General features: G+C 63.8%; 11 protein-coding genes. 1 reads left to right on the forward strand and 10 read right to left on the reverse strand.

What is annotated here, in order from left to right; genetic code table 11:
- Positions 1-47: 47 nt before the first annotated feature.
- Complete coding sequence (secA, locus tag ABNP31_RS21585; RefSeq protein ID WP_025340542.1) at positions 48-2,783, reverse strand: preprotein translocase subunit SecA; 2,736 nt, start codon at positions 2,781-2,783, stop codon at positions 48-50.
- Between the two features lie 390 nt (positions 2,784-3,173).
- On the opposite strand from secA, the gene ABNP31_RS21590 reads away from it, so the two are divergent.
- The gene (locus ABNP31_RS21590) at positions 3,174-3,629 is read left to right on the forward strand and encodes a DUF721 domain-containing protein (protein WP_085614293.1); all 456 of its coding nucleotides are present in this window, start codon (positions 3,174-3,176) and stop codon (positions 3,627-3,629) included.
- Positions 3,630-3,819: 190 nt separating this feature from the next.
- On the opposite strand, the gene lpxC is transcribed toward ABNP31_RS21590, so the two are convergent.
- The 9 genes from lpxC to murD form a co-directional block, all read right to left on the reverse strand.
- Positions 3,820-4,731: a UDP-3-O-acyl-N-acetylglucosamine deacetylase gene (gene lpxC, locus ABNP31_RS21595; protein WP_003260771.1), complete on the reverse strand. Its 912-nt coding sequence runs from the start codon at positions 4,729-4,731 to the stop codon at positions 3,820-3,822.
- Between the two features lie 112 nt (positions 4,732-4,843).
- Positions 4,844-6,040, reverse strand: coding sequence for a cell division protein FtsZ (ftsZ, locus tag ABNP31_RS21600; RefSeq protein ID WP_003260772.1), 1,197 nt, complete (start codon positions 6,038-6,040; stop codon positions 4,844-4,846).
- A 55-nt stretch (positions 6,041-6,095) separates the two neighbouring features.
- Positions 6,096-7,352, reverse strand: a complete 1,257-nt coding sequence (ftsA, locus tag ABNP31_RS21605; RefSeq protein WP_015271706.1) for a cell division protein FtsA — start codon at positions 7,350-7,352, stop codon at positions 6,096-6,098.
- A 14-nt stretch (positions 7,353-7,366) separates the two neighbouring features.
- Positions 7,367-8,236, reverse strand: coding sequence for a cell division protein FtsQ/DivIB (locus tag ABNP31_RS21610; RefSeq protein WP_025340544.1), 870 nt, complete (start codon positions 8,234-8,236; stop codon positions 7,367-7,369).
- 5 nt (positions 8,237-8,241) lie between these two features.
- Positions 8,242-9,198: a D-alanine--D-alanine ligase gene (locus ABNP31_RS21615; protein ID WP_350012744.1), complete on the reverse strand. Its 957-nt coding sequence runs from the start codon at positions 9,196-9,198 to the stop codon at positions 8,242-8,244.
- On the reverse strand, positions 9,195-10,643 hold the full coding sequence (gene murC, locus ABNP31_RS21620; RefSeq protein WP_013974110.1) for a UDP-N-acetylmuramate--L-alanine ligase: 1,449 nt from the start codon (positions 10,641-10,643) through the stop codon (positions 9,195-9,197). Before murC ends, ABNP31_RS21615 begins: the two co-directional genes overlap by 4 nt.
- Entirely contained in the window at positions 10,636-11,715 is a 1,080-nt protein-coding gene (murG, locus tag ABNP31_RS21625; RefSeq protein WP_075046262.1) for an undecaprenyldiphospho-muramoylpentapeptide beta-N-acetylglucosaminyltransferase, read from the reverse strand. Before murG ends, murC begins: the two co-directional genes overlap by 8 nt.
- Positions 11,705-12,919 carry a putative lipid II flippase FtsW gene (ftsW, locus tag ABNP31_RS21630; RefSeq protein ID WP_075046263.1) on the reverse strand — a complete coding sequence of 405 codons (1,215 nt, stop codon included), beginning with the start codon at positions 12,917-12,919 and terminating at the stop codon, positions 11,705-11,707. Before ftsW ends, murG begins: the two co-directional genes overlap by 11 nt.
- On the reverse strand, positions 12,916-14,262 hold the full coding sequence (gene murD, locus ABNP31_RS21635; protein WP_350012745.1) for a UDP-N-acetylmuramoyl-L-alanine--D-glutamate ligase: 1,347 nt from the start codon (positions 14,260-14,262) through the stop codon (positions 12,916-12,918). Before murD ends, ftsW begins: the two co-directional genes overlap by 4 nt.

A 14,262-nucleotide genomic window follows, 5' to 3' on the forward strand; every position in this document is an offset into this window, starting at 1 on the left:
GGCCTTGTGTCACGACAGGGCCGCAAAGCGGCCCCATTCAGGTCAGATCACTCGATCTGCCCGTGGCAATGCTTGAACTTCTTGCCCGAACCACACCAGCACGGCTCGTTGCGGCCCAGCTTCTGCTCGTTGCGCACCGGTGCCGAGGCAACGGCCACTTCGGCGCCCTCCTCGTTCAGTTGCTCGCTTTCCAGGCCCGGGGCAGCGGCATGCTGGAACTGCATGCGGCTGGCCAGTTCCTCGGCCTCGCGGCGCAGGCGGGCTTCCTCTTCGACCGGGTCTTCGCGGCGTACCTGAACGTGCGACAGCACACGGATGGTGTCGCGCTTGATCGACTCGAGCAGCTCCTGGAACAGGCTGAAGGATTCGCGCTTGTACTCCTGCTTCGGGTTCTTCTGCGCATAACCACGCAGGTGGATACCGTGACGCAGGTGGTCCATGGTCGACAGGTGGTCCTTCCACAGGTCATCCAGCACGCGCAGCAGGATCTGCTTCTCGAAGGTACGCAGGGCTTCCATACCGGCCTGGTCTTCCTTCTCGGTGTACGCGGTGGTGATTTCGTTCAGCAGCTTCTCGCGCAGGGTCTCTTCGTAGAGGTGATCGTCCTCGTCGAGCCACTGCTGGATCGGCAGCTTCATGGCGAAATCGCTGGCAAGCGAAGCTTCCAGACCGGCCACGTCCCACTGCTCTGGCAGCGACTGCGGCGGAATGTGCTGGCTGATGGTAGCGTCCAGTACTTCCTTGCGGAATTCGACGATGGTGTCGCCAATGTTCTCGGCGGCCAGCAGGCTGTTGCGCATGTGGTAGATCACCTTGCGCTGCTCGTTGGCCACGTCGTCGTATTCCAGCAACTGCTTGCGGATGTCGAAGTTGCGGCCTTCGACCTTGCGCTGGGCCTTCTCGATGGCGTTGGTGACCATGCGGTGCTCGATGGCCTCGCCGGACTGCATGCCCAGCGCCTTCATGAAGTTCTTCACCCGGTCAGAGGCGAAGATACGCATCAGGCTGTCTTCCAGCGACAGGTAGAAGCGGCTGGAGCCCGGGTCGCCCTGACGGCCGGAACGGCCACGCAGCTGGTTGTCGATACGGCGCGATTCGTGGCGCTCGGAAGCGATCACGTGCAGGCCACCCGTCTCGATCACCTGCTGGTGACGCTTCTGCCAGTCGGCCTTGATCTGGGCGATCTGCTCGGCGGTCGGGTTTTCCAGGGCAGCCACTTCGGCTTCCCAGTTACCGCCCAGCAGGATGTCGGTACCACGGCCGGCCATGTTGGTGGCGATGGTCAGGGCACCTGGCGCACCTGCTTGCGCGATGATCTCGGCTTCCTTCTCGTGGTACTTGGCGTTGAGCACCTTGTGGTCGATACCTTCCTTCTTCAGGAGGTTGGACATGTGCTCGGAGGTTTCGATGGTCGCAGTACCCACCAGCACCGGGCGGCCCTGCTTCATGCTTTCCTTGATGTCGGCGATGATCGCGGCGTATTTCTCGTCGGCGGTCAGGTACACCAGGTCGTTGAAGTCTTTACGCGCCAACGGCTTGTTCGGCGGAATGACCATCACGTTGAGCCCGTAGATCGACTGGAACTCGAACGCTTCGGTGTCGGCGGTACCGGTCATGCCGGACAGCTTGGTGTACAGGCGGAAGTAGTTCTGGAAGGTGGTCGAAGCCAGGGTCTGGCTCTCGGCCTGGATGTTCAGGTTCTCTTTGGCTTCAATGGCCTGGTGCAGGCCTTCGGACAGACGACGGCCCGGCATGGTACGGCCGGTGTGCTCGTCGATCAGCAGGACCTGGCCGTCCTGGACGATGTATTCGATGTTGCGGTGGAACAGCTTGTGCGCGCGCAGGCCGGCGTAGACGTGGGTCAGCAGGCTCAGGTTATGCGCCGAGTACAGGCTCTCGCCCTCGGCCAGCAGGCCGGACTGGGTGAGCATCTCTTCGATGAACTGGTGACCGGCTTCGTTCAGCTCGACCTGACGGCTCTTCTCGTCGATGGTGAAGTGGCCTTCCTGGGTGACCTGGCCTTCGACCTCTTCGATGTGCTGGGTAAGGCGCGGGATCAGACGGTTGATCTCGATGTACAGCTTGGAGCTGTCCTCGGCCTGACCGGAGATGATCAGCGGGGTACGCGCTTCGTCGATGAGGATGGAGTCGACTTCGTCGATCACGGCGAAGTTCAGTTCACGCTGGAACTTCTCGTCCTGGCTGAACGCCATGTTGTCGCGCAGGTAGTCGAAACCGAATTCGTTGTTGGTGCCGTAGGTGATGTCGGACGCGTAGGCGGCGCGCTTTTCTTCCGGCGGCTGGAAGGCCGAGACGATGCCGACCGACAGGCCGAGGAACTCGTACAGCGGGCGCATCCAGTTGGCGTCGCGGCGGGCCAGGTAGTCGTTGACGGTGACCACGTGCACGCCCTTGCCGGACAATGCGTTGAGGTACACGGCCAGGGTACCGACCAAGGTCTTGCCTTCACCGGTACGCATTTCTGCGATCATGCCCTCGTGCAGGGTCATGCCACCGATCAGCTGCACGTCGAAGTGGCGCATGCCCATCACGCGCTTGCCGGCCTCACGGGCCACGGCGAAGGCTTCAGGCAGCAACTGGTCCAGTGTCTCGCCTTTGGCCAGGCGCTCCTTGAACTCTGCGGTCTTGCCCCGCAGTTGCTCGTCGGAGAGGGCCACCATCTTCTCTTCGAGAGCATTGACGATGTTCACCGTCTTGAGCATGCGTTTGACTTCACGCTCGTTCTTGCTTCCAAAAAGTTTCTTTAACAAAGGCGCAAACATATCGGCAGGATCTTCCACACGTAGGGATGGAGGGCGGCCCCATGAGTCGCCCGTGCAGCCCTGAGGCCGCATGCGAACGAGCATTCTACCCGGAAACGATGGTGAGGAAAGTGGTGGATTTCCACGATGCTTGTACAGCGTTTTGGCGGGGGCTTGTTTTAGATAGGGGCATTTTCCCTGAGTTCAAGGTTCGGGAAGATGAAACGTATCGAGAATGAGTCTTGTCTTTTGTTATCTGTGCCGGCCTCTTCGCGGGTAAACCCGCTCCCACAGGATCACCTACATATCAAGGTCAGTGCCGTACCTGTGGGAGCGGGTTCACCCGCGAAGAGGCCAGTGCAGGCTATAGAGATGTTAGACTGCGGACCATGTAACCTCATGCGTACCCCCATGGCCTACAAACCCTCTCCCGCCCAGCCGCCCTCGGCCCTGCTCCGCCAGGTCCGCCCGCTGCGCCTGCTGCTGAACCAGGCCGAACGCCTGGAGCACCTGCAGCGCCTGCTGGAAAGCCAGCTGCAACCAGCCGCCCGCGAGCACTGCCATGTGGCGTCGTGGCGCGACGGCACATTGTTGCTGGTGGTAACCGACGGCCACTGGGCAACCCGCCTGCGCTATCAGCAGAAACGCCTGATGTCGGCATTACAAGCCATGGAGGCATTCGCCAATCTCAGGCGCATCCTGTACAAGGTCCAGCCCCCGCTGGTGCCAGCCAAGCGTGGTGGCCATGCTGCGGAACTGTCCAATAACGCAGCCGAGAGCCTGCGCGATACCGCCGAGGGCATCACTGACCCCAAGCTGCGTGCAGCACTGGAAAGGCTGGCAGCTCACGCCCAGGACAAGCGCTGACACCTTCGGGACTGCTGCGCAATCCATTCGCGGGCACGCCCGCTCCCACAGGTACTGCGCCGCTCCAGAGGCAGTGAGCACCTTGTGGGAGCGGGCGTGCCCGCGAATGGCCGGACCTGCCCGGCAAAATGCGTCAGCCATAAAAAAGGCCACCCGAAGGTGGCCTTAATGAACTAGAGAGTGTTCGAACTTACACGGCCGCAACAGGGCGCATGTACGAGATCGGTGCCGTGCTGGCATCTTCGAAGGTGACCACTTCCCAGGCATCGGTTTCGGCAATCAGCTTGCGCAACAGCTGGTTGTTCAGCGCGTGGCCGGACTTGTAGCCCTTGAACTCGCCGATCAGGCTGTTGCCCAGCAGATAAAGGTCGCCAATGGCGTCGAGGATCTTGTGCTTGACGAATTCGTCATCGGAACGAAGGCCGTCTTCGTTGAGCACACCGGTCTCGTCGACCACGATGGCGTTCTCGACACTGCCACCCAGCGCAAGGTTGTGCTTGCGCAGGTACTCGATGTCACGCATGAAACCGAAGGTACGGGCGCGGCTGACTTCCTTCACGAACGAGGTGCTGGAGAAGTCGACGACCGCACTCTGGGTCTGGCCCTTGAGGACCGGATGATCGAAGTCGATCTCGAAGCTCACCTTGAAACCGTCGAAAGGCAGGAAAGTGGCGCGCTTGTCGCCCTCTTCCACGGTTACCTCACGCAGGATGCGGATGAACTTCTTGGCTGCGTCCTGTTCTTCCAGGCCGGCAGACTGAATCAGAAATACAAAGGGTCCGGCGCTGCCATCCATGATCGGCACTTCCGAGGCGGAGAGCTCGACGTAGGCGTTATCGATGCCCAGGCCCGCCATGGCGGAGAGCAGGTGCTCGACCGTATCGACCTTGACGTCACCGTTGACCAGCGTCGTCGACATGGTTGTCTCGCCGACGTTGGCCGCGCGCGCCGGGATTTCGACCACAGGGTCGAGGTCGGCGCGGCGGAAGACGATGCCGGTGTCAACAGGTGCAGGCTTGAGGGTCAGGTAAACCTTCTCCCCGGAGTGCAGACCGACACCTGTGGCACGGATGGTATTCTTCAGGGTGCGTTGTTTAATCATGGCATTGGCCGCTTCAGCGCAAATTGCGAACAGGTATCAACAAAGGCTGGGGATGATAACAGACCCAACCTTTGATGAATACCAATCACCTTTATACCCCTGATAAATTCCATTAATCAGCCTGACGACGCAGGAATGCCGGGATATCGAGGTAGTCCAGGTCATCCTGAGGGTTCAGTTTAGCGGCTGCAGCAGCACCTGCATGGGCCTGGTTGCGCATTACGGTCGGGCGCTCCAGGTCACGGTAGTTGACCGCAGGCTGCTCCTGGCGAACCGGCGCCGGGTTGGAAGCCTCGTACACCTGCTGGGCAGTCTGCAGGGTGTTGTCGACCACCTTCACAGGCTTCTCGATGCGCGCGCCCAGGCCGGTGGCCACTACGGTCACGTGCAGCTCGTCACGCATGTCCGGGTCGATCACGGTGCCGACCTTGACCATGGCGTGGTCGGAGGCGAAGGCTTCGATGATGCTACCCACGTCGGAGTACTCGCCCAGCGACAGGTCAGGGCCTGCGGTGATGTTCACCAGGATGCCGCGGGCGCCCTGCAGGTTGACGTCTTCCAGCAGCGGGTTGCGGATCGCTGCCTCGGTGGCTTCACGGGCACGGTTCGGGCCGCTGGCGCAGCCAGTACCCATCATGGCCATGCCCATTTCACCCATCACGGTACGCACGTCGGCGAAGTCGACGTTGATCATGCCCGGGCGCTTGATGATATCGGAGATACCGCGCACGGCACCGGCCAGTACGTCGTCGGCCTTGGCGAAGGCGGACAGCAGGCTGGCATCCTTGCCCAGGATGGTCAGCAGCTTCTCGTTGGGGATGGTGATCAACGAGTCGACGCTTTCGGCCAGCATGCGGATGCCTTCATCGGCGATCTGCATGCGCTTGCGGCCTTCGAACGGGAACGGACGGGTCACCACGGCAACGGTGAGAATGCCCATTTCCTTGGCCACTTCGGCGATGATCGGCGCTGCACCGGTACCGGTACCGCCGCCCATGCCAGTGGTGATGAACACCATGTTGGTGCCCTGCAGCACTTCAGCGATGCGCTCACGGTCTTCCAGCGCGGCCTGGCGGCCGACTTCCGGATTGGCACCGGCACCCAGGCCCTTGGTCACGCCAGTGCCCAATTGCAGGATGGTGCGCGCGCCGATGTTCTTCAGCGCCTGAGCATCGGTGTTGGCGCAGATGAATTCCACGCCTTCGATGCTGCTCTTGACCATGTGGTTGACGGCGTTGCCGCCACCACCGCCAACACCGATCACTTTGATGACCGGGCTTTGCGGGACGTTGTCTACGAGCTCGAACATTTTCCCTCTCCTTACAGTTCTCTAGTTGTCGCGCCTACCACTACTGCTTTGAAACTTAGAAATTGCCCTGGACCCAGCGTTTGAAGCGTTCAAGCACTGGAGCCTTCGGTTCATCGCCATAGCTGTTGTTGCTGCTGTTACCGGTCAGGGGCAGGTCTTCGGTCTGCTTCTGCAGGCCGTAGGTGAGCAAGCCCACGCCGGTGGAATAGATCGGGTTGCGAACCACGTCGCTAAGCCCCCGAACGCTGTGCGGCACGCCCAGGCGTACCGGCATGTGGAAGATTTCCTCGGCCAGTTCCACGGCGCCTTCCATCTTCGCGGTGCCGCCGGTGAGGACGATGCCGGCCGGCACCAGGTCCTCGTAGCCGCTGCGGCGCAGTTCGGCCTGGATCAGGGTGAAGAGCTCGTCGTAACGTGGCTCCACCACCTCGGCCAGGGCCTGGCGCGACAGCTCGCGCGGTGGGCGATCACCCACGCTTGGCACCTTGATGGTCTCGCCAGCGCCAGCCAGTTTGGCCAGGGCGCAGGCGTAGCGGATCTTGATTTCTTCGGCGTACTGGGTCGGGGTACGCAGGGCCATGGCGATGTCGTTGGTCACCTGGTCGCCGGCAATCGGGATCACCGCAGTGTGACGGATCGCGCCCTCGGTGAAGATGGCGATGTCGGTGGTGCCACCACCGATGTCCACCAGGCACACGCCCAGCTCTTTTTCATCGTCGGTCAGCACCGAGTAGGCCGAGGCCAACTGCTCGAGGATGATGTCGTCGATTTCCAGGCCGCAGCGGCGTACGCATTTTTCGATGTTCTGCGCCGCGTTGACCGCGCAGGTGACCACGTGGACCTTGGCTTCCAGACGTACGCCAGACATGCCCAGCGGCTCGCGCACGCCTTCCTGGTTGTCGATCACGTAGTCCTGCGGCAGGGTGTGCAGCACGCGCTGGTCAGCCGGGATGGCAACGGCCTGGGCGGCGTCGAGTACGCGCTCCAGGTCGGCCAGGCTGACCTCGCGGTCGCGGATGGCGACGATGCCGTGGGAGTTCAGGCTGCGGATGTGGTTGCCGGCCACGCCGACGAAGGCCGAGTGGATGCGGCAGCCGGCCATCAGCTGCGCTTCTTCCACGGCGCGCTGGATCGACTGCACGGTGGACTCGATGTTCACCACCACGCCTTTTTTCAGGCCGCGGGACGGATGGGTACCGATCCCTACGATTTCCAGGGTGCCGTCCTCGCCCACTTCACCCACCAGCGCCACCACCTTGGAGGTGCCGATGTCCAGCCCGACGATCATTTTGCCGCTATGCGCGTTTGCCATGGTCCTGCCTCTCTCTAATTCTTCGCAACGGCGGGTTGGGCCGTCGTCGGTGCAATCGGTTCCCGCCAACCAACGGCAAGTCCGTTGGAATAACGCAGATCAATGCGGGCGATAGTGCTGATCTGGTCTTTGAGTGTCTTGTCGTAAATGGCAATGAAACGGCGCATCTTCTCCACCAGATGGTCGCGCCCCAGCAGCAGCTCGATGCCCGGCCCGGCGCTGCTCGCGCCCGTGGTCAGGAACCAGCTGCCTCGCTCGCGCAGCTCCAGGCGAGCGATGGAAAAGCCCAGGGGGCGCAGCATCTGGCTCAATACCTGATACTGCTGCATCACTTGTTGCTGAGCACGCTGCGGCCCGGCCAGCTGCGGCAGGTGTTCGTAGTTGGCCAGTTCGCGCGGGGTGAAGGCCTGGCCCTGGTTGTTGAGCAAGGCTTCGTCACCCCAGCGCGCCACCGGCAACTGTTCCTCCAGGCGGATCACCACCTCGTCGGGCCACACCCGGCGCACTTCGGCGTGGGCGATCCACGGCATCTGCTCGAGCTCTGCGCGCATCGCCGGCAGGTCGACACTGAAGAAGCTCGCTGCCACGTAGGGCGCGATACGCTGCTGCACCGACTGCTGGCTGATGTAGCTGAGGTCGCCCTGCACGTCGATCTTGGTGATCGGCCGGTCGGCGTACGGCATCAGGCGAATGGCGCCCTCGTAGGCGCCAAAACCGGCCGCCACAAGCAGCACCGGCCACAGCAGGCGCTTGAGACCACCCAGGCTTGGCCGCGGCAGGCGCGCCGATACGGGCTCGTCGGCCACCAGCCGGCTGGCACCACGCGGCACCGGCTTGCTACGGCCGGTAACGGGTTGCTGCTGACGTATCATCGCGCCTTGCATGGTTGTTAACCTCGCGTCGCCACGCTTTCGGCCAGGATCGCCAGCACCAGTTGCTGGAAGTCCAGGCCGGCCGCGCGGGCCGCCATGGGCACCAGGCTATGGTCGGTCATGCCGGGTGCGGTGTTGACTTCGAGCAGCCAGAACCGGCCCTGCTCGTCCTGCATCACGTCCAGCCGCCCCCAGCCTTCGATGCCGATGGCATCGCAGGCACGTGCGGTCAGGTCGATCAGTTCCTGTTCCTTGACGCTTTCCAGGCCGCACGGAATGCGGTACTGGGTATCGTTGGCGATGTACTTGGCGTCGTAGTCGTAGAACACGTGCGGCGTACCCAGGGCGATCGGCGGCAGCACCTGGCCGCGCAATACCGCAACGGTGAACTCCGGCCCGTGGATCCACTGCTCCACCAGTACCTGGGAATCGTATCGGGCGGCATCCTGCCAGGCGGCGACCAGTTCCTGGGCGCTGTTCACCTTGGCCATGCCGATGCTGGAACCTTCATGGGCGGGTTTGACGATAAGCGGGAAGCCCAGTTCCGTGCTGGCCTTCAAACAATCGCTTTCGCTCGCCAGCACCGCGTGGCGCGGGGTCGGAATACCCAGGCTCTGCCACACCTGCTTGGTGCGCAGCTTGTCCATGGCCAGTGCCGAGGCAAGGATGCCACTACCGGTGTAGGGGATGCCCAGGCACTCGAGCAGGCCTTGCATGCTGCCGTCTTCACCGCCACGACCGTGGAGGATGATGAAGGCGCGGTCGATCTTCTCGCTTTGCAGGCGGTCGAGCAGGTCGTCACCCACATCGATGGCGACCACGTCGACACCGGCGGTGGTCAGCGCGTCGATCACTGCGGCGCCGGACTTGAGCGACACTTCGCGCTCGGCGCTCTTGCCGCCGTACAGCACCGCGACGCGGCCGAACGCCTTGACGTCCAGGGTCGAGTGCAGCTTGTCGTAGGCGCTGGTCATTTCGACTTCTCCTGCTTGGCGCCAGCGAACAGCGGGCTTTTCATCAATTGAGGGGCCAGGCCGCCGACATCACCGGCACCCTGGCAGATCAGGATGTCGCCAGCGCGCAGCAGTGGCTTGACCAGCGGCGCCAGGTCGACGCCACGCTCGATGTAGATCGGGTCCAGCTTGCCGCGCTGGCGGATGCTGTGGCACAGCTGGCGGCTGTCGGCGCCGGGGATCGGCTCTTCGCCGGCCGGGTAGACCTCCATCAGCAGCAGCACGTTGGCATCGCCCAGCACCTGGACGAAATCGTCGTACAGGTCGCGGGTACGGCTGTAGCGGTGCGGCTGGTAGACGATCACCAGGCGACGGCTTGGCCAACCGCCGCGCACGGCCTGGATCACCGCAGCCACTTCGGTCGGGTGGTGGCCGTAATCGTCGACCAGCATCACGCTGCCGCCTTCGACCGGCAGTTCGCCGTACACCTGGAAGCGGCGGCCGACACCCTGGAAGCCGGACAGGCCCTGGACGATGGCTTCGTCGGTGATGCCTTCGTCGGTGGCGATGGCGATGGTGGCCAAGGCGTTGAGCACGTTGTGGTTGCCGGGCATGTTCACCGACACCTCCAGCGGCTCGCGGTCGCGGCGCAGCACGGTGAAGTGGGTCTGCATGCCCATCTGGCGCACGTTGATGGCGCGGATGTCGGCCTCGTCGCTGAAGCCATAGGTCACGGTCGGGCGCTTGACCTGTGGCAGGATCTCGCGCACTACCGGGTCGTCCAGGCACATCACGGCCAGGCCGTAGAACGGCAGGTTGTGCAGGAACTCGACGAAGGTTTTCTTCAGTTTGTTGAAGTCACCTTCGTAGGTCGCCATGTGGTCGGCGTCGATGTTGGTGACCACGGCAACCATTGGCTGCAGGTGCAGGAAGCTGGCATCGCTCTCGTCCGCTTCGGCAATCAGGTAGCGGCTGGTACCCAGCTGGGCATTGGTGCCGGCCGCGGTCAGGCGGCCACCGATGACGAAGGTCGGGTCCAGGCCGCCAGCGGCGAACACCGAGGCCAGCAAGCTGGTAGTGGTGGTCTTGCCGTGGGTGCCGGCAACGGCCACGCCATGGCGATAGCGCATCAGCTCGGCGAGCATCTCGGCACGCGGCACCACCGGAATGCGCCGCTCGAGGGCGGTGGCGACTTCCGGGTTGGCCGGGTTGATGGCGCTGGACACCACCAGCACATCGGCGGTGGCGGCGTTCTCGGCGCGGTGGCCGACGAAGATCTCGGCGCCGAACGATTCCAGGCGTTCGGTAACCGGCGAGGCCTTCAGGTCGGAACCGGACACTTCATAGCCCAGGTTCAGCAACACTTCGGCAATGCCGCACATGCCCACGCCGCCGATACCGACGAAGTGGATACGGCGGATACGGCCCATCTTCGGCTGGGGCATGGCTTTCTGGCTCTCAACCATGGGCCACCTCCAGGCAGATATCGACCACGGTGCTGGTTGCGGCAGGTTTGGCCAGGCGCCGTGCGGTGCCTGCCATGACGTTGAGTTTCTCGGGTTGCATCAGCACCTCGTTCAGGCGTTCAGCGAGCTGCGCTGCGCCAGTTGTCGCTTGTGGCATCAGGAAGGCAGCGCCTTCCCGGGCCAGATATTGGGCGTTGTGGGTCTGGTGGTCGTCGATCGCGTGGGGCAATGGAACCAGCATCGAAGGCAGGCCCGCTGCCGCCAGCTCGCTGACGGTCAGGGCGCCGGCCCGGCACACCACAATGTCGGCCCAGCCATAGGCTTGGGCCATGTCCTTGATGAAGGGCTCTACCTGAGCCTCGACGCCCGCCTCGTGATAACGCTCGGCGGTGGCCGGCGCGTGTTGCTTGCCGGCCTGGTGGAATACCTCTGGCCGCAGTGCAGCGGGCACTTCGGACAGGGCCTTAGGCAACAATTTGTTCAATGGTTCCGCACCCAGGCTGCCGCCCATCACCAGCAGGCGCGCACGGCGCTCGGCCAGGGGCGCGCGCAGGGCGTCCATGAACAGTTCCGGGCGCACCGGGTTGCCGGTGGTGCGCAGTTTGTCGCTGGCGGCGAAGGTGGCCGGGAAGGCTTCGCAAACACGCGCAGCCAGCGGCAGCAGCAGGCGGTTGGTGGTACCGGCGCGGGCATTCTGCTCGTGGATCACCAGCGGTACGCCGCACAGGCGTGCAGCCACGCCGCCGGGGCCGGTCACATAACCACCGAAGCCGACCACGCATACCGGCTTGAGCTCACGCACGATACGCCGCGCCTGCAGCACGGCCTTGACCAGGGTGAACGGTGCCTTGAGCAACGACAGCTTGCTCTTGCCGCGCAGGCCACTGACCTGGATCAGGTGCAGCGGCAGGCCGGCCTGGGGCACCAGTTCGTTCTCGATACCGCGCGGGGTGCCCAGCCAGTGCACGCTGTAGCCGCGCGCCTGGAATTCACGGGCGCAGGCCAGGGCCGGGAACACGTGGCCCCCGGTGCCGCCCGCCATGATCAGTACGTTCTTGCCGTCAGCGGCCATGATTGGTCTCCTCGGCAAAATCGCTTTCGCTGAATTCGTGTTCCTCACTGCCCAGGTGCGTGCGGCTTTCCCACTCGATACGCAGCAACAGGCCCACACAGGCACAGCAGATCACCAGCGAACTGCCCCCGTAGCTGAGGAACGGCAGGGTCAGGCCCTTGGTCGGCAGCAGGCCGACGTTCACACCGATGTTGATCAGGAACTGGCCGATCCACAGGAAGGCCAGGCCGAAGGCAACATAAGCGGCAAAGAACTGCTTGGCTTTTTCCGCCCACAGGCCGATATACAGGGCACGTACAGTCACGAATACGAACAGCGCGATAGTCAGCAGCGAGCCGACCACGCCGAGCTCTTCGGCCAGTACCGAGAACACGAAGTCGGTGTGCGCTTCAGGCAGGTAGAACTGCTTTTGCACGCTGTTGCCCAGGCCAACGCCCAGCCACTCGCCACGGCCGAAGGCAATCAGCGCCTGGGTCAGCTGGTAGCCCGAGCCGAACTGGTCGGACCACGGGTCGGTAAAGGTAATCAGGCGCGCCATCCGGTAAGGCTGCGCCTGTACCAGGACGAACACTGCGACCACCGCCAACACCACCATCAGGCTGAAGCGGAACAGCCCCACCCCGCCGAGGAACAGCATGGCCGCCGCCGCGCCCATCATCACCACGGTGGCACCGAAGTCCGGCTCCATCAGCAGCAGGGCAGCCATGGGCAGCAGCACGATGAACGGCTTGAAGAAGCCCATCCAGGTTTCGCGTACCTCGGTCTGCCGGCGCACCAGGTAGCCGGCCAGGTAGACGACCACGAATACCTTGGCAATTTCCGAAGGCTGCACGTTGAAGAAGCTGAAGCCGATCCAGCGCATGGAGCCGTTCACTTCGCGGCCGATACCCGGCACCAGCACCAGTACCAGCAGGCCGAAGGCACCCAGCAGCATCAGGAAGCCCATGCGCTGCCAGGTGGCGATCGGTACCAGCATGGTGGCGCCACAGGCGACCAGGCCGAGGAACACGTACACCAGGTGGCGGAACATGTGGTAAAGCGGGTTGCCCGACTGCACCGCAGCCACTTCCGAGGACGCCGAGGTGATCATCACCAGGCCCAGGCCCAGCAATGCAAGGCAGCCGGCGAGCATCGCGAAGTCCAGGTCGATGCCACGGCCGCTGATCAGCGGCGACGGATAGGGCTTGAGGATGCCGAAGATCATGCAAGGCCTCCCGCTGCCTGGGCGAACAGGCGCCCGCGTTCTTCGAAGTTCTTGAACATGTCGAGGCTGGCGCACGCCGGCGACAGCAGCACGGCATCACCCGCCTGGGCCAGTTCGGCGCATTGCTGCACGGCGTCGTCGAGGGTCTTCACGCGGACCAGTTGCACGCCATCGCCCAGGGCTTCGGCCAGCCGCTCTGCATCACGGCCAAGCAGTACCACGGCACGGCAGAAGCGTTTGACCGGCTCGCGCAGCGCGGCGAAGTCGGCGCCCTTGCCATCGCCACCGGCGATCAGCACCAGCTTGCCTTCGATGTCGGCACCCAGGCCTTCGATGGCGGCCAGGGCAGCACCGACGTTGGTGGCCTTGGAATCGTCGTACCAGTTAACGCCATTGCGCTCGCGCACCCACTGGCAACGGTGGGCCAGGCCGCCGAACTCGCGCAGTGCCTCGAGCATCGGTTCGAACGGCAGGCCGGCAGCATGCCCCAGGGCCAGTGCCGCCAGGGCGTTGCTCTGGTTGTGGGCGCCACGAATCTTCAGCTCACGCGCCGGCATCAGCGCCTGGAACTCGAACGCCAGGTATTTCTCGCCGTCCACTTCGCGCAGGCCGAAGGCCTTGAAGTCCGGCTGGTTCAGGCCGAAGGTCCAGCATGGGCGGCCTTCCACCGGCAGCGGCCGGCTCAGGGCGTCCTGGCGGTTGACCACGACCTGGCGGGCACCACGGAAGATCCGGTGCTTGGCCAGGTGGTAGGCCGGCAGGCCGCTGTAGCGGTCCATGTGGTCTTCGCTGATGTTCAGCACGGTGGCCACTTCGGCGTTGAGCTGGTCGGTGGTTTCCAGCTGGAAGCTGGACAGTTCCAGCACGTACAGCTCGACGTCATCGGCCAGCAGGTCCAGCGCCGGGGTACCGAGGTTGCCGCCCACCGCCACGCGCTTGCCCGCCTTGGCGGCCATTTCGCCGACCAGGGTGGTGACGGTGCTCTTGGCGTTGGAGCCGCTGATGGCAATGATCGGGGCCTTGGCGTGGCGGGCGAACAGTTCGATGTCACCGGACAGCTTCACGCCACGCGCGGCCGCCTGCTGCAGGGCCGGGGTGGCCAGGGCCAGGCCGGGGCTGACGTACAGCTCGTTGGAGCGGCACAGGAAGTCCACGTCCAGTTCACCACAGCGCACTTCCACCTGCGGGTAATCACGGCGCAGGGTGTCCAGTTCCGGCGGTTGCTCGCGGGTGTCGGCGACCGCAAAGGCAATGCCCCGGCTCGCCAGGAAGCGAACCAGGGACATGCCGCTCTTGCCGAGGCCGACAACGATGCGGAATTGGTCGGAAGCGATCAGGGACAC

Source organism: Pseudomonas asiatica, from assembly GCF_040214835.1.
GTDB lineage: Bacteria > Pseudomonadota > Gammaproteobacteria > Pseudomonadales > Pseudomonadaceae > Aquipseudomonas > Aquipseudomonas putida_Z.